Raw genomic sequence first — 15,168 nt, 5'->3', positions numbered from 1 at the left:
GACCCTTGTTCCGGTGAAGCTAGCGGCCCTAGGGTTCCGGGTGCTCCGGGAACTCGACCCGGGCCGCGGCCCGGAGTTCGTCCATATAGGTGCGCAAGGCGCGGCCCTGCAGGATTTCCTCGATCTCGGGGCGCACCTCGTCCAGCGGCGGCGGCGCGATCTCGCGCAGCTCGTCGAGGCGGATCACATGCCAGCCGAACCGCGTCTGCACCGGTTCCTGCGTGTGCTGGCCCGGCTCGAGATCGGCCACCGCCTCCGCGAACGGCGCGACCATCTGCCGGGGCGCGAACCAGCCGAGATCCCCGCCGCGCTCGGACGACGCATCGACCGAATGCGCCATCGCGAGTTCGGCGAAATCGGCGCCGTCCCGGAGCTGGGCGATCAGGTCCGCGGCCGCGTCCTCGCTGTCGACGAGGATGTGGCTGGCGCGGTACTCGATCGGATCCATCGCGGCGACCTGGTCGTCGTACTCGGCCTGGATCTCGGCTTCACTGAACTGCATCGACTCGGCATGGCGCTCGATCACCTGCGACGCGAGCAGGTTGGTCTCGATGCTTTGCAGCAGCATCCGGACCTCGTGTTCCTGGTCGATCCCCTGGGCCACCGCCTGCTGGCGCAGCAGCTCCAGGTTGATGACCTCGTCCAGCACGTTCTCCATTCCCGGCATGTCGGCAGTGGCGTCGAGCCCGGCATAGGCGAAGAGCATGGCGCGTGTGATCGGGGTGTCGTTGACGATCGCGACCGCATCGGCGTCCAAAGTCACGGGTTCCGGAGGCGGTTCGGCGCGTTCGCAGGCGGTCAGTGCAAGCATCAGCAATGCTGCGGCAGCAGGTGCGAGAACGGGGGGCATATGCAGGAATCTCCAGGACAGGGGCATTCGCCGCCGCGTGCCGGGACGGGCGGAGGCAGCGCGATTCAGGGCAGTACGCGCTTGAAGGGCCGCACCGTGACTTCGCGGTACACACCGGCGGCGCGATACGGATCGGCGTCGGCCCAGGCCTGCGCCGCTTCCAGCGACGGAAACTCGGCCACGATCAGGCTGCCGGTGAAGCCGGCCGGACCCGGATCGGGACCGTCGATCGCGGGAAATGGCCCCGCAAGCAACAGGCGGCCGGCATCGCGAAGCGCTTCCAGCCGAGCCAGGTGCTCCGGGCGGGCGGCAAGCCGGCGTTCCAGACTGTCGGGGGTATCCTGACCGATGATCGCGTAAAGCATAGCGGACACTCTCCAGCAAACTGCAGGGGCGGCCGGGTGCGGCCGGGTGCGCGGCATTATACAAGCCTTCCGCATGGCCGTTGCCCGGGCGCCATGCGCGGCGGCCGGCGGCAAACGCACACCGGCTGGTATACTCGTGCGCCGAACACCCGTCGATCCTAGTGCATGAACGTTCTTACGATACACCCGGAGAATCCCCAGCTGCGGCTGGTACGGCAGGCGATCGAGCGCCTGGAGCAGGGAGGCGTGATCGCGCTGCCGACCGATGCCTGTTATGCGCTGGCCTGCATGATCGGAGACAAGTCCGGAGCCGAGCGTATCCGCCGCCTGCGTCAGGTCGACGAGAGTCACCACCTGACGCTGCTGTGCCGCGACCTTTCGGAGCTGGGACTTTACGCCAAGGTCGACAATTCGGCGTTCCGCCTGATGAAGACGCTCACACCCGGACCGTACACCTTCATCCTGCCCGCCACCCGCGAGGTGCCGCGGCGACTCCAGCATCCGAAGCGGCGTACCGTTGGCCTGCGCGTTCCCGACAGCCGGGTGGCCCAGGCGCTGCTGGCCGAACTCGGCGCGCCGCTGATGTCGGCGACACTGCAGCTTCCCGGGGATGAGCACCCACTCAGCGAACCCTGGGAGATGGCCGAGCGGCTGGGCGGCCAGGTGGACGCCATCGTCGACAGCGGGGCCGGGACCCTGGAGGCGACCACGGTGATCGACCTGACCGGTCCGGCACCCGAGGTGCTGCGCCCGGGGCTGGGCCCGGTCGCTTTTCTCGATTGAGGCGGGGGAGCGGCGGTGCGGTTGGGAACGTCGATGCCGCTGGAACGGTCCTGATGGTAATGCCGGGTCGTTGAGCGGGTTGGGTATACTCCGAAGATGGAATCGTTGATACAGGCCATCGCGATCTGGACCTTGCCCGTGCTGTTCGCGATCACGGTGCATGAAGCCGCGCATGGCTATGTGGCCCGTGCGCTGGGCGATACCACTGCGGCGATGCTGGGGCGGCTGACGCTCAACCCACTGAAGCACATCGATCCGGTGGGGACCATCGCGGTTCCGCTGGGCCTGCTCACCATCAGCAGTCTGACCCCGGGGCCGCCGTTCGTGTTCGGTTGGGCCAAGCCCGTTCCGGTCAATACCCGCAACCTCGGGCACCCACAGCGCGACATGGCGGTGGTCGCGGTGGCCGGTCCGCTGGCCAATCTGCTGATGGCGGTCGGCTGGGCGCTGGTGATCAAGGTCGGCCTGGCAGTGGACCATGCCTACAGCCTGGCACTGGTCTACATGGGGATGGCGGGCATCGCGATCAATATCCTGCTGATGGTGCTGAATCTGCTCCCGCTGCCGCCGCTGGACGGTGGGCGGGTGGTGGCGGGCTTCCTGCCGGCGCGTGCCGCCCGCCAGTTCGAACGCATCGAGCCCTACGGGTTGCTGATCGTCCTCGCACTGCTGGTGACCGGCCTGCTCGGCACGGTGATCGGGCCGGTGTACTCGTTCTTCATGGATGTCATCAGCGCCGGCGTCGGGCTACCCTTCGCGGGGATCTGATGCCGCGCTCGCCATTCTCCAGGAGTCGTCTGTGCGTAAGATCGTGATACCGATTCTGTTCCTGGCCGTGGTGGCGGTGGCCTGGCCGGTGTATGTGGGGGTGCAGGTCGAGAACACGTTGCGCGAGCCGCAGTCGTCGCAGCTGGGCGACGTTCGCGTGCACCACGCGATTCGAAGCTACGAGCGCGAGAATTACCGGGCGCGGGCCAGCAGCGTGCTGGAGTTTCGCAGTGACGACATCGAGTTCGAACTGGTGCTGGATCACAGGATCCGACACCGGCTGCTCGGCGCCACGGTGAAGACCGAGCTGGCCGATTCGCGGGTCGGGCAGGGTCTGCCGCTGGCGCTGGAAGATGCCATCGCGCAGGCCGCCCCGCGTGCGGAAACCTGGGTGGGATTGGGCGGCGGGCTGAGTTCGCGGCTGTCCAGCCGTCCGGTGCGGCTGCAACTCGGCGCTGCCGGTCACGGGGAAAACGACACATTGCAGCTGGAGCTGGGCGCGGGCCAGGGCGGCGTGTCGTATTCTCCGGAGCGGCTGCTGCTGAGCTTCGACACCGATGGCGCTGCCGTGGCGGAGGGACGGAAGCGCCTCGACCTGGGACATCTGCACTACGGATTGCTGGTGCATCCGGGGCCGGATGGCCGCTACGGGCGGCTGCCGGACTATGACCTGAGCTTCGGCGTGGGGCAGCTGCGATTCCAACACGGCGAGGTCGAGTCGCTGGCCGCGGACAAGTTGCAGCTCAGTGCCTGGCAGAATTCGACCCCCAAGCATATCGACCAGGTGATACGCATGCGTACCGAACGGCTGCGTTCCGGTTCGCTGGAACTGTTCGCGCTGGAGTCGCATCTGAACGCCCTGCGCTGGCACCGTCCGACGGTGCTGCGCCTGCTGGACGATCTGCAGCACCTGCCGTTCGCGTCCGCCGATCCTACGGCACGGTCGGGGCTGGTCGCGGCCATTCTGCTCGAGGGCTTGCAGCAGATGATCGCGCACGATCCGGTCGTCTTCGGCGAACTGCGATTGAATACCGAACCGGAGAAGCGGCTGCGGCTGGACCTGGATCTCGGCTTGCGTGGGGATGCCGATCTGCTGGCGAGGCGGCCGCTCGAGTCGCTGGCGGCCAGCCTGGACATGGAATTGGGGGTGGAACTGATCGGCGAGATGAGCGACTGGCTGAAGGAGCGCGCGCTGCTGGACGACGCCGAGGTCACCGCGTTCCGCGACTGGCTGGAACAGGGCACCGAGAAGCAGTGGATCCGCCAGCGCAACGGCGTTCTGAACAGCCGGCTGCAGCTGGAAGGCGGGCGATTGACGGTCAACGGGCGCGACCAGACGGCGCTGCTGCTGGCGCTGGTGTTCGGCGCGGCCGGCGGCATGTTCTAATACCCGGCTGTGATTTCATCGTAAAAGGGCGTTTTCGTGAGCAATCAGGGTTCGAACCGGCGTGTGCTGTCGGGCATGCGGCCGACCGGGCGTTTGCATCTGGGGCATTACCACGGTGTTCTGAAGAACTGGCTGGAACTGCAGCACAGCTACGAATGCTTCTTCTTCGTCGCCGACTGGCACGCACTGACCACCCATTACGAGGCGCCCCTGGATCTGGGCCAGCATGTGACCGACATGGTCATCGACTGGCTCGCAGCGGGTGTCAGCCCCAGTGCCGCCACCGTGTTCGTGCAGTCCCGGGTGCCCGAGCATGCCGAGCTGCACCTGCTGCTCTCGATGATTACCCCGCTGGGCTGGCTCGAGCGCGTGCCCACGTACAAGGATCAGCAGGAGCAGCTGCGCGAACGGGATCTGGCGACCTATGGCTTTTTGGGCTACCCGGTGCTGCAGAGCGCGGACGTGCTTGCCTATCGGGCCGGCCTGGTTCCGGTTGGAGAGGACCAGGTCGCCCACCTCGAGGTGACCCGGGAGATCGCCCGGCGCTTCAATCACCTGTACGGACGCGAGCCGGGTTTTGCCGACAAGGCCGAGGCGGCCGTCGACAAGATGGGCAAGAAGATGGCCCGGCGCTACCGGGATCTGCGCAAGCGTTTCCAGGAACAAGGCGAAGAAGAGGCGCTGGATGTCGCGCGGGCGCTGCTGGAGGGCCAGCAGAACCTCTCGCTTGCCGACCGCGAACGCCTGTTCGGCTACCTCGAGGGGGGCGGCAAGATCATCCTGCCCGAGCCGCAGCCGATGCTGACTCCGACCGCGAAAATGCCGGGCCTCGACGGGCGGAAGATGTCCAAGAGCTACAACAACGCGATCAGCCTGCGCTCCGAACCGGCCCAAGTGGATATGCAGATCCGGACCATGCCGACCGACCCGGCGCGGGTGCGGCGCACCGACCCCGGCGACCCCGACAAATGTCCGGTCTGGGGGCTGCACCAGGTCTATACGCCGGAGGAGACCCGGATCGAACTCGCGCACGGCTGCCGAACCGCCGGGATCGGCTGCCTCGACTGCAAGCGTCCGCTGATCGAAGGCGTGCTCGCGGAGCTCGCGCCGATCCAGGAACGCGCGCGCGAATATGCGTCGGATCCGGGCTTGGTGCGCAGCATCATCAACGAGGGATCCGAGGCTGCGCGCGAAGAGGCGCGGGAGACGCTCGACGAAGTGCGCCGGGCGATGGGACTGGATTACCTGCGGTGACATCCTCGCCGCAGGTCGGTCGTCACGCGCAGCGTCGGGCCCTGGCCGGGGCACCGGGGGCGTACCCGGCATGACCGCCGAGGTTCTGGAGGATCCCGAGGCCGAGGTCGGCGCCGATTGGGCCTGCCGGGTCAACGGCGAGCCGCTCGGGGAGCTGCCTACCGACCTGTACATCCCGCCGGACGCGCTGGAGATCTTCCTCGAATCGTTCGAGGGGCCGCTGGATCTGTTGCTGTACCTGATCCGGCGCCAGAATCTCGACATCCTGGCAATCCCGATCGCCGAGATCACCCGCCAGTACATGGCCTACATCGAAGTGATGCAGGCGTTGCGCCTGGAACTGGCGGGCGAATACCTGGTGATGGCGGCGCTGCTGGCTGAGATCAAGTCGCGCATGCTGCTGCCTCGCCCCCCGAGTGCAGGCGACGACGATGAGGAGGATCCGCGGCTCGCGCTGATCCGGCAGTTGCAGGAATACGAGCGGTTCAAGACTGGGGCACAGCGCTTGGATGCGCTGCCGCGCCTGGAACGCGACTACTTTCACGCCAGTGCTTCCCGGGATGCGCTGAGCGGGCCGCCGGCGCCGGCGCCTGCGCTCGAGGATCTGCTCGATGCGCTGGCGGGCGTGTTGCGCCGGGCCAGCCTCAGCGCGCATCACCAGATCAGCGCGGAGGCGTTGTCGGTGCGCGAGCGCATGACGCGCATCCTCGAGGGCCTCGATCACGACGAGTTCGTCGATTTCGTCAGCCTGCTGGTGAGCAGCGAAGGCCGGCCTGGCGTGGTGGTGGCGTTTCTCGCGGTGCTCGAGCTCAGCAAGGCCGGCTTGCTCGAATGGGGACAGGGCGAGCCGTTCGGCCCGATCCGCGTGCGGCGCCGGCAAGCAGAGGACGCGGCATGAACGAGGCGCTCCCCGGAGCCGATGAAACCGGGTCGTACGACCGTCTGGAGTTGCTGCTCGAAGCGGTGCTGTTCGCGGCCCTCGAGCCGGTATCGATGAAGGAACTCCAGGCCGCCTGCGCGTCGTTGGAAGGCATCGGTCGGGCAGAGATCGAGACAGCGCTCGAACGCCTCGCCGAATCCTACCGGGAGCGCTCGATCGAGTTGGTGCAATCGGCCGGCGGCTATCGGTTCCGGGTGCGCGAGCGGTTTTCGACGGTGGTGCAGGCCGCGCAGCCGGAACGACCGGCCCGGCTGTCGCGGGCGCTGCTCGAGACCCTGGCGATCATCGCCTATCGACAGCCGGTGACCCGTGCCGAGATCGAGGAGATTCGGGGAGTCGCGGTCAGCACCCAGATCATGCGCACCCTGACCGAGCGTGGCTGGGTGCACGCGGTCGGTCACAAGGAGGTGCCGGGCCGGCCGGCGTTGTACGCCACGACACGGGCCTTCCTCGATGACCTCGGCCTGAATCGGCTCGACGAATTGCCGCCGCTCGACGCGCTGCGCGAGCTGGCCGACCTGCCCGCGGGTGTGGAGCTCCCCGACGCGGAACGCGCCCGAATCGCGCCGCCGGCGGACGATCCGGCGCAGGATCCGGACGTTCCCGCCGGCCCGGATGCACCCCCCGAGCAGCCGCACTAGCGCGTTCCGGGGCGCGGGGTCGTCGATTACGCCCCGCGGCGGCCGCGCAGTTCGACTATAGTCCTGCATGCCAGTACCGCTTTGCCCCGGGGACCGCCCGGGCGTGGGGGAGCGGGTGCATCGCGGGAGTATCCGGTATTCGGGCGCGCAACCGTCGCGCCTGCGGCCGCTCCCGGCGTCAGCAAGTACACGGACTTCAGGGGGGCGTCCAGATCATGTCGGAAAAGAGCTTCGTGCTGCCCAAACGGGTCGGCCTGATGATGGCCGAGATCTTCAAGCTGGGGCTGCTGTTCATCGCGGGCTTCGGCATCCTGTGGGCGACGATCCTGGAGGTCACCGGGTTCGTAATGCAGGGCGGGCCTGGCCTCGGCGATGTGCTGATGCTGTTCCTGCTGATCGAGTTGGCGGCGATGGTCGCGATCTATTTCCGCACCAATCGCCTGTCGGTACGCTTCCTGGTCTATATCGCGATCACCGCGCTGACCCGCGTGCTGGTGGTGGATGCAAAGACGATGGATAACAGCACGGTGCTGACCCTGGTCGGCGCGATCTTCCTGCTCACGCTGGGGGTGTTGGTATTGCGCGGCTGCGAGGTCTGGTTCGGGCAGGATGACGAACAAAAGGAGTGACCCCCATCCGGCCCGACGCGCAAGAGCTCAAGTCATTCCCGCAGACGCGGCATCAGCATGGTGAGATTGCAGGGGCGCGTGCGCGCATCCAGCTGCGCCTCGATGATCCGCGTCCAGCAATTCGACCCGCGTTGCGCCGGAGCTGTCGTCGGCCAGGTCGCGGCTGTCGGAGACGGTTAGCGTGAAAGTCACGGCCTGTCTCGTGTCCCGGGCGACCCGTAGGGCGGAAAAGCGCAGCGTCATCCGCCGCTCGGCGTTCGCGCCTGCCTGGCGCCTGCGGCAACCCCGGCGCCAGCTGGCGGATGACGGCCTTCGGCCTTTTCCGCCCTACGCCTCTTTCATCATCGGGGGTGGCTGCCCGCGCCATGACAGTTAGCGTGAAAGTCACGGCCTGTCTCGTGTCCCGGGCGACCCGTAGGGCGGAAAAGCACAGCGTCATCCGCCGCTCGGCGTTCGCGCCTGCTTGGCGCCTGCGGCAACCCCGGCGCCAGCTGGCGGATGACGGCCTTCGGCCTTTTCCGCCCTACGCCTCTTTCATCATCGGGGGTGGCCACACGGGTCATGGCAGTTAGCAGTGCGGTGAAGGCATCGGTCATGGCGGTGTCCTTTTCGTGTATCGTCGCAGCCATCATAGTCAGCCGGCACGACCCTCGAAATGGCAGAACGCTTGCAGAAGTACCTCGCGGCCCGCGGGCTGGGATCGCGGCGCGAGATCGAAGTCTGGATCGCCAACGGCGAGGTGATGATCAACGGCCGGGTCGCCGCGCTCGGGGATCAGGTGCAGGCCGGGGACGAGATTCGCGTGCGCGGGCGGGTGTTGCGCGGCGAGGATCGGCCGCACCGCTGGATCGCCTATCACAAGCCGGAAGGGGAGATCTGCAGTCGCTCCGATCCCGAAGGCCGGAGCACCGTATTCTCGGCGCTGCCCCGGTTGCGCGGTCAGCGCTGGGTTTCGGTCGGGCGGCTGGACCTGAACACCTCGGGACTGTTGCTGTTCACCACCGATGGCGATCTTGCACATGCGTTGATGCATCCGGCGCAGGCGCTGGTACGCGAGTACGCAGTGCGCGTGTTGGGGGCGGTTCCGGCCGAGACCCTGCAGAGACTGCTGGCCGGAATCGAACTGGAGGACGGACCGGCGCGTTTCGAGACGCTGGCCGAGGCCGGAGGCGAGGGCGCGAATCGCTGGTTTCACGTCACGGTCGCCGAAGGCCGGAACCGTCTGGTGCGCCGCCTCTGGGAGGCCGCGGGATGCACCGTCAGCCGCCTGATCCGGATCCGCTACGGACCCGTGGCGCTGGGCCACGGCCTGCGCGCCGGCAGGTTCCGGGATCTCGCCGCGGAGGAGGTGGCGGCGCTCTACACCGCCGCCGGACTGCCGCGCCCGCGCGCCGCTCGCGCCGGTCGCGGGCGGCCCGGTGCGCGCCCGCGTGCAGGTGGCAAGCGGGTGCGCGGCGGCACGAAGCGAAGCCGCTGAGCGTCAGGTCCGGGCTGCCGCTGCAGGATCCGGTGCAGACGCGCACGCTACACTGTGGTCTTGGGCGGCTGACGATCGTCGACCGCCGTCACGGGCATGTGCAAAGGGGGGGCAATGATCGACTTCCAGAAAACCGGCAAAAGGGCGTTGCATGTGACCGAGGTCGCGGTGCTGGCCGTGATCGCGGTCGCGACGGTGATCGCGATCCTGCAGGAAATCGCGCTGATGGTGCGCGCCCTCGAGGTTACGCTGGCGGACCTCCTGCTGCTGTTCATCTTCCTGGAAGTGCTCGCGATGGTCGGGATTTATCTCAAGTCGGGCCGGTTGCCGGTGCGCCTGCCGCTGTACATCGCGATCGTCGCTCTGGCCCGTTACATCATCATCGACATGAAGGCGATGGATTTCTGGGCGATGCTCGCGGTGTCGCTGGCAATCCTGCTGATCACGATCGCGATCCTGGTGCTGCGCTACGGGCACATCCGGTTCCCCTATACCGACGAGGGCGACGGCGCCGAGCCGCCGCTGACCTACAGGGAACGGCGTGACAGCTGATGTCGGGGGTGGAAATCCTGGTCCCGGGGCTTTGGTGTGACGTTCCGGAACGACGAGATCCAGCCGCGCCAACGCCACCCACGCTGTCCCGGGTGCTCGGTCGGGGGCGGTTCGAGCAAAGCGGCGAGCGGGGGTGGGAAGAGGTGCTGGCCGCCCGGCTGGGATACGCGCGGGGCGAGCGCGATCGGCAGCGCCTGCTGGCGTTTCCGGTCAGCTTGACCCCGGGGCTGAACGACCTGGTCGCGTCGGCGGCGCTGGACCTGACCGCCGGGGAATCACGGGCGCTTTGGGACGCCGCGCTCCCCGAGTTTGAGCGAGCCGGCTGCCGGCATCGCGAGGCGTTTACTGGAATCCGCGAACTGGAATTCGACGGCGACGACGGCTGGGACGGGCCGCCGCCATCGGCGGGCCTCGGCCGGCCGATGGCGGCGCCGCGCCTCGCGAACGCCGCGGCCCGCCGGCTGCAGGTGCTCGGCAATGCGGTGCAGATGCTCTGGTTCGAGCACCCGGTCAATCGCGAGCGCAGCGCGCAGGGGCGAACGCCGGTCCACGGGCTGTGGTTCTGGTCTCCGGGCGTGCAGCGCACCGCACCGGCGATCCGCCGGGTGGCCGGTGGCGGGCTGCTCGCGCAGTGGCTGGCGGAGCAGGCGGCAGTCGACTGGACCGCCGATCCGCTCGACGCGCGCGCCGATCTCGTGATGGTCGATGCGCTCGCGGCCGCGGCGACGGCGGAACGCGTGGAAATATTGTTGCATTCGCTGTCGGAGGAGATCCTGCGCCAGCACATCGAGCGCCTGCGCCGCGGTGCCGTGACCGAGGTCCGGATCCACGACCCCGGCACCGCGCGGGTTCGGGTGGCGCGCGCCGACTGGCGCCGGTTCTGGCGCCGCCCGCGTCCGCTCGGCCTGCCGGCCGTCTGATCCGGGACGCGCGCGGGCAGCGGGCGGGGCGTATGCCGGGACTGGGTCTGCGGCGCCAGTATGGTCCGCCGATCCCGTGATCCGAGTCGAAGCAAGGTCGCAGCGCCTCGGTTGTTCATGCGTGCACGGTCGGCGTTACCCATCGGGGATCCGTGGTAGTTTGGCCCGCGGAGTGCAGACTCCAGGGGTTCATTGGAACCGCCCGACTGGTCGGGGGGGAGCGTGAGTACGGGATCCCGTGAAGTAGCGTGACCCCCGTGCTAGATTGGAGACCGCCTGACTCCACCCTGCAGAAAATCATGCCCCGCAAGCTTGTCCTGTTCGGTAATGGCGCCGTCGCCGAGGTGCTGCACCACCAGTTTTCCCGTCATACCGATTACGAAATCGCCGGTTTCACCGTCGACCGCGAATTCGTTGGCGACGGCTGGTGCTGCGGGCTTCCGGTCGTACCCTGGAACGACATCGCGCAGGCGTTTCCGCCGGATAAACACGAACTCATGATTGCGATCGGCTACGTACGCGTGAACCGGCTGCGCGCGGAACGGTTCCAGGAGGCGCGTGAAATGGGGTATCGGCTGGCGAGCTACGTTCATCCCCGGGCGTCGCTGTGGGACGGACTGATCGTAGGCGAGAACTGTCGCATCAACGAGAATGTGATCATCCAGCCCTTTGCGCGCATCGGGGACAACGTGTTCATCGGCGCCGGCAGCCTGATCGGCCATCACACGGTGATCGCCAGCCATTGCCACCTGTCGGCGGGTGTGCACCTGGCCGGCCAGGTCGAGATCGGACCGTACTGCTACTTCGGCATCCATTCGACGGTGCGCAATCGCGTGAAGGTCGCACCCCGCTGCGTCGTCGGTGCCGGCGCGGTGGTGCTGGGTGACACGGTGGAACGCGGGGTATACATGGCGCCGGCGGCCGAGCGGTTGCCGATCGACAGCGACCAGCTACAGCCGGCCTGACCGTATGGCGGACACAATGACCGCAGCCCGCCGCATGCTTCCGCCGCTGGATCCTCAGCGTTCGATTCCCGCACGGATTGCCGAGATCGCGGCGTACATGCCACACGCGCTGGCCGTGACGAGCGCCGGCTCCGCGTGGACCTTCGCCCGTCTGCAGGCCGAGTCGGTGCGCATCGCCCGTGCGTTGCTGCGCCAGCCCGTCGGAACGCGGCAGCCGGTTGCGTTGATGTTCGGTCAGGACGTGCAGCTGATCGGCGCGATCCTGGGCACCTTGTACGCGGGCCGATGCTTCGCGGTGCTGGACCCGGGGTTCCCGACCGAGCGCAATTTCGAGATCCTGGACAACCTCGGCAGTGATCTGTTGATCGCCGATCGTGCGCATGCCGCCGATGCCGCCGCGGTCACGGGTCCGGCGTGCCGTGTGATCATCGACGAAACGCTGCCGGAGTTCCCGAAGACGTCGTTACCCGGCCTCGACGCCTCGCCCGACAGCCCGCTCGGCGTGTTTCACACGACCGGCACGACCGGGGCGCCGAAGGGCTTGCTCTGGCGCCAGTCGCTGAGCCTGCGCCGTGCGCTGACCGATCGTGACGACACCCCGATCGACTGTGGCGATCGTCTCGCGCTGCTGACGTCACTATGCTTTCCGGCAGCGATCTCGGACACGTTCAACGCGTTGCTGAACGGTGCCTCGCTGCATCTCTACGACATGCGCCACAGCGGCCCGACCTGGCTTGCCGAGTGGCTGCAACATGAGCAGATCAGCTGCCTGCGCTCACCAGTTGCGCTGTTTCGCAGCTTGGCGGGCTCGCTCGCACCCGGCGCGCGGCTTGCCGGCCTGCGTGCCCTTGGTTTGTCTGGAGACGCGCTGAACCCCTCGGATGTGAGCACCGCACGGGGCCTCCTGCCCGACGACTGCCGCATCATTCATCGGTATTCGATGAGCGAGGCCGGCATGGTCGCGCGCAACATCCTGTTTTCCGACACGCCGATCGATGCCGACGCCGACGCCGTGCCCGCCGGCGTCGTAGCGCCGGGCAAGACTGTGCGGCTGCTCGACGCGGACGGGCGCGCCGTGCCGGGTGGAGCAGCGGGCGAGGTCGCCATCGGCGCCGATGGCCTCGTCGCCGGATACTGGCTCAACGGCCGGCTCGTGCCGCTGCCGACGGTGCCGGATCCGGAACGCCCCGGAGGACGCCTGTACCGCAGCGGCGACATCGGACGTTTCCTTGGCGACGGGCGGCTCCAACTCGTGGGCCGAGCGGATCACCGCGTCAAGATCCGCGGCTATCGGGTCGAGGTGCAGGCGATCGAGGCGGCACTGCGCGCCCTCGGCCAAGTGCACGATGCCGCCGTAGCGGTTCATCCTGACGCATCCGGCGAACGATCCCTGACCGCCTTCGTGGTGCCGGTGCGCGGGGCGACGGCGGCCGACATCCGGCACGAACTTCGCAAGAAGCTCCCCGGCTACATGGTGCCATCGACCTTCGTGACACGTTCCTCGCTGCCGCTGGCCGCCAACGGGAAGGTCGACCGCGGCGCGCTGGGTCCAGAGGCCTGCATGCAAACCAGCCAACCCGCCCGTTTGCTGGCGCCGAGCAGTACTGCTGACCGCATCGGCCGTATCTTCGCCGAACTGCTCGGGCGCGACGACTTCGGCCCCGACGATGACTTCTTCGCGCTGGGCGGGCACTCGCTGCTGGCCGCACGCGTGCTTGCACGTGTGGAGGCCGAGTGCAACCGCCGGCTGCCGCTGTCGGCGTTCTATGCCGCGCCGACTGCCACCGGGCTCGCAGCGGTATTGGAATCCGGCGAAGCGACGAACCCGTCGCCGTCGGAAGCGCTCGATCAGGTGCGCCAGCGTGCGCTGCACGATCTGGGCTGGCTATGATGCCGCGTCTACCTTCACCCGGAATCCCGCACCTGTGGTGGATCGACGCCGAGGCACAGGAGGTGGCGCCATGGCGTGCAGGGATCCTGGCGCGCTACCTCGGTGTGCTGCCGGCAGACATCCGGATCGTCCGGAACCGCTTCGGCAAACCGATGCTGGGTGATCCCGCACCGCTCGCGTTCAATACATCGCATTCCGGAGGATGGACCGTTCTGGCCATCTCGGGTGGCGAGCCGATCGGGGTCGACATCGAAGCGGTGCAGGCCTTTCCGGAACTCGGCGCCGTCGCCCACGTGCATTTTGCAGCCGACGTGGCCGCGGGGATCCACGCGTTGCCAGCCGGACGCCGCGCGCGAGCGTTCGCCCGGGAATGGACCCGGCTCGAGGCCCGATTGAAATGCGCAGGACATGGTTTCGGCCGACGCGAAACGGCCTCATGGCGTGAAGGGCAGATCGTGTCGTTTTCGTTGGGGACGATCGTCGGCGCGATCGCATCCGAGGTTCCGCTGATGGCGCCGCGCTGGTACCGTATCGCCCGGAGCCAGCCCCGGACTTCGATCGGAGAACGCCGTAGCGGTCTCCCGCCCATTGCCGACCTCGAGCTTGCATGAGATACAGCCACGCATTGCCACAACCAGGTTCTGAGCGTCAGACGTCACTCGTCGTCGGGGTTCTCGCCGGCGAGGGCATCGGACCCGAGATCGTTCCGCTCGCGCTCGATCTGCTGGAACGCGTCGCGGATGCAGCCGGCGTACGCGTCGAACTGCGACACGGCGGACTGATCGGGAAGCCAGCTGTGACACGCCATGGCGCGAGTCTCAGCGACGAGGTGATCGCTTTCTGTGAGGGTGTCTTCGCCGACGGCGGCGCGCTGTTCTGCGGCGCCGGTGGAGACCGCTTCGTGTACGAATTGCGGGCACGCTTCGATTTATTCTGCAAATTCACTCCGCTGTGCCCGCATCCTGTGCTGTCCGACTCCGGCGCGCTTCGGCCCGAGCGGCTTGAGGGGGTCGACATCGTTGCGGTGCGCGAAAACACGGGCGGCATGTACCTGGGTGAGTGGTCGATGGAGCAAGCGCCCGCGGGCGGCCGCACGGCTCGCCACGCGTTCAGCTACTGCGAGCCCCAGATCGCGCGCATCGTCGATGTCGCCGCGCGGCTTGCGCAGACCCGGCGCGGGCGGGTCACCGTTACGACCAAGCCCGGCGGTGTACCCGCCATCAGCACGCTCTGGGAAGAGATCGCCAGCGAGCGCTGCGATGCCGCTGGCGTGCATATGCAGGTACTGGAGATCGACAACGCGGTCTACCAGCTCATTGCCGATCCGAGACAATTCGACGTGGTCGTGTCCCCGAACATGTTCGGGGATGTGATGGCCGATGGCGGTGCGGTGCTGCTCGGCTCGCGCGGAATGTCGTTCTCCGGCAATTTCTCGCCGGAAGGTCGCGGCGTGTTTCAGACCGGCCATGGCGCGGCGCACGACCTTGCGGGCAGCGATCGCGCGAACCCGGTAGGGCAGATGCTGTCGCTGGCGATGATGCTGCGCGAGGCCTTCGGTCTCGACACCGAGGCCACGTGTGTGGAACACGCCATCGCCGATACACTCGCCCGCGGCATCCGCACGCCGGATATCGCCGGACCCGGGTCGACCGTGGTCGGTACGCGCGACTTCGGCCGGGCCGTCGGCGCAGCTTTGTCGGCGCGGCTTGAAGGGCGCGAGGCCGCGGCTCACAGGGCTGCCTGAAG

At 67.8% G+C, this 15,168-nt stretch carries 17 protein-coding genes and 1 pseudogene; 15 read left to right on the top strand and 3 right to left on the bottom strand.

Annotation, left to right across the window (positions count from 1 at the left end):
- Nucleotides 1-28: 28 nt before the first annotated feature.
- Together THITH_RS09270 and THITH_RS09265 are read right to left on the bottom strand one after the other, a co-directional pair.
- Nucleotides 29-850, bottom strand: coding sequence for a peptidylprolyl isomerase (locus tag THITH_RS09270; protein WP_006747335.1), 822 nt, complete (start codon nt 848-850; stop codon nt 29-31).
- 65 nt (nt 851-915) lie between these two features.
- Nucleotides 916-1,215 carry a YciI family protein gene (locus THITH_RS09265; protein WP_006747336.1) on the bottom strand — a complete coding sequence of 100 codons (300 nt, stop codon included), beginning with the start codon at nt 1,213-1,215 and terminating at the stop codon, nt 916-918.
- Between the two features lie 165 nt (nt 1,216-1,380).
- On the opposite strand from THITH_RS09265, the gene THITH_RS09260 reads away from it, so the two are divergent.
- The 7 genes from THITH_RS09260 (at nt 1,381) to THITH_RS09230 (ending at nt 7,617) form a co-directional block, all read left to right on the top strand.
- Nucleotides 1,381-1,998: an L-threonylcarbamoyladenylate synthase gene (locus THITH_RS09260; RefSeq protein WP_006747337.1), complete on the top strand. Its 618-nt coding sequence runs from the start codon at nt 1,381-1,383 to the stop codon at nt 1,996-1,998.
- Nucleotides 1,999-2,094: 96 nt separating this feature from the next.
- A complete protein-coding gene (locus THITH_RS09255; protein WP_006747338.1) occupies nt 2,095-2,766 on the top strand; it encodes a site-2 protease family protein in 672 nt (223 codons plus the stop codon).
- Nucleotides 2,767-2,797: 31 nt separating this feature from the next.
- The gene (locus THITH_RS09250) at nt 2,798-4,153 is read left to right on the top strand and encodes a DUF945 family protein (protein WP_006747339.1); all 1,356 of its coding nucleotides are present in this window, start codon (nt 2,798-2,800) and stop codon (nt 4,151-4,153) included.
- A 36-nt stretch (nt 4,154-4,189) separates the two neighbouring features.
- Nucleotides 4,190-5,407: a tryptophan--tRNA ligase gene (locus THITH_RS09245; protein ID WP_006747340.1), complete on the top strand. Its 1,218-nt coding sequence runs from the start codon at nt 4,190-4,192 to the stop codon at nt 5,405-5,407.
- Nucleotides 5,408-5,477: 70 nt separating this feature from the next.
- A complete protein-coding gene (locus THITH_RS09240) occupies nt 5,478-6,305 on the top strand; it encodes a segregation and condensation protein A (protein WP_006747341.1) in 828 nt (275 codons plus the stop codon).
- Nucleotides 6,302-6,988, top strand: a complete 687-nt coding sequence (scpB, locus tag THITH_RS09235) for an SMC-Scp complex subunit ScpB (protein WP_006747342.1) — start codon at nt 6,302-6,304, stop codon at nt 6,986-6,988. The genes THITH_RS09240 and scpB overlap by 4 nt, the downstream gene beginning before the upstream one ends.
- Nucleotides 6,989-7,203: 215 nt before the next feature.
- Nucleotides 7,204-7,617, top strand: a complete 414-nt coding sequence (locus THITH_RS09230) for a phosphate-starvation-inducible protein PsiE (protein WP_006747343.1) — start codon at nt 7,204-7,206, stop codon at nt 7,615-7,617.
- 32 nt (nt 7,618-7,649) lie between these two features.
- Here THITH_RS09230 and THITH_RS18510 read toward each other — a convergent pair.
- A pseudogene (locus THITH_RS18510) lies at nt 7,650-7,733 on the bottom strand (molybdenum cofactor biosynthesis protein); the annotation flags it as partial.
- A gap of 249 nt (nt 7,734-7,982) precedes the next feature.
- On the opposite strand from THITH_RS18510, the gene THITH_RS19240 reads away from it, so the two are divergent.
- The 8 genes from THITH_RS19240 to THITH_RS09195 all read left to right on the top strand — a co-directional run bounded on the left by THITH_RS19240 (nt 7,983) and on the right by THITH_RS09195 (nt 15,166).
- Complete coding sequence (locus tag THITH_RS19240; RefSeq protein ID WP_006747344.1) at nt 7,983-8,189, top strand: hypothetical protein; 207 nt, start codon at nt 7,983-7,985, stop codon at nt 8,187-8,189.
- An 83-nt stretch (nt 8,190-8,272) separates the two neighbouring features.
- Nucleotides 8,273-9,094: a 23S rRNA pseudouridine(2605) synthase RluB gene (rluB, locus tag THITH_RS09225; protein WP_006747345.1), complete on the top strand. Its 822-nt coding sequence runs from the start codon at nt 8,273-8,275 to the stop codon at nt 9,092-9,094.
- Between the two features lie 114 nt (nt 9,095-9,208).
- Nucleotides 9,209-9,646, top strand: coding sequence for a phosphate-starvation-inducible protein PsiE (locus tag THITH_RS09220; protein ID WP_006747346.1), 438 nt, complete (start codon nt 9,209-9,211; stop codon nt 9,644-9,646).
- Nucleotides 9,646-10,566: a hypothetical protein gene (locus tag THITH_RS09215; RefSeq protein WP_006747347.1), complete on the top strand. Its 921-nt coding sequence runs from the start codon at nt 9,646-9,648 to the stop codon at nt 10,564-10,566. The genes THITH_RS09220 and THITH_RS09215 overlap by 1 nt, the downstream gene beginning before the upstream one ends.
- A 299-nt stretch (nt 10,567-10,865) precedes the next feature.
- Nucleotides 10,866-11,531, top strand: coding sequence for an acetyltransferase (locus THITH_RS09210; protein ID WP_006747348.1), 666 nt, complete (start codon nt 10,866-10,868; stop codon nt 11,529-11,531).
- A gap of 16 nt (nt 11,532-11,547) precedes the next feature.
- A complete protein-coding gene (locus tag THITH_RS09205) occupies nt 11,548-13,422 on the top strand; it encodes a non-ribosomal peptide synthetase (protein ID WP_006747349.1) in 1,875 nt (624 codons plus the stop codon).
- Entirely contained in the window at nt 13,419-14,033 is a 615-nt protein-coding gene (locus THITH_RS17100; RefSeq protein WP_006747350.1) for a 4'-phosphopantetheinyl transferase family protein, read from the top strand. Before THITH_RS09205 ends, THITH_RS17100 begins: the two co-directional genes overlap by 4 nt.
- Entirely contained in the window at nt 14,030-15,166 is a 1,137-nt protein-coding gene (locus tag THITH_RS09195) for an isocitrate/isopropylmalate family dehydrogenase (RefSeq protein WP_006747351.1), read from the top strand. Before THITH_RS17100 ends, THITH_RS09195 begins: the two co-directional genes overlap by 4 nt.
- The last annotated feature ends 2 nt before the right edge of the window (nt 15,167-15,168 follow it).

This window comes from Thioalkalivibrio paradoxus ARh 1, assembly GCF_000227685.2.
In the GTDB taxonomy this organism is placed as follows: Bacteria; Pseudomonadota; Gammaproteobacteria; order Ectothiorhodospirales; family Ectothiorhodospiraceae; genus Thioalkalivibrio; species Thioalkalivibrio paradoxus.
This window is presented reverse-complemented; position numbering and strand designations above follow the sequence as displayed.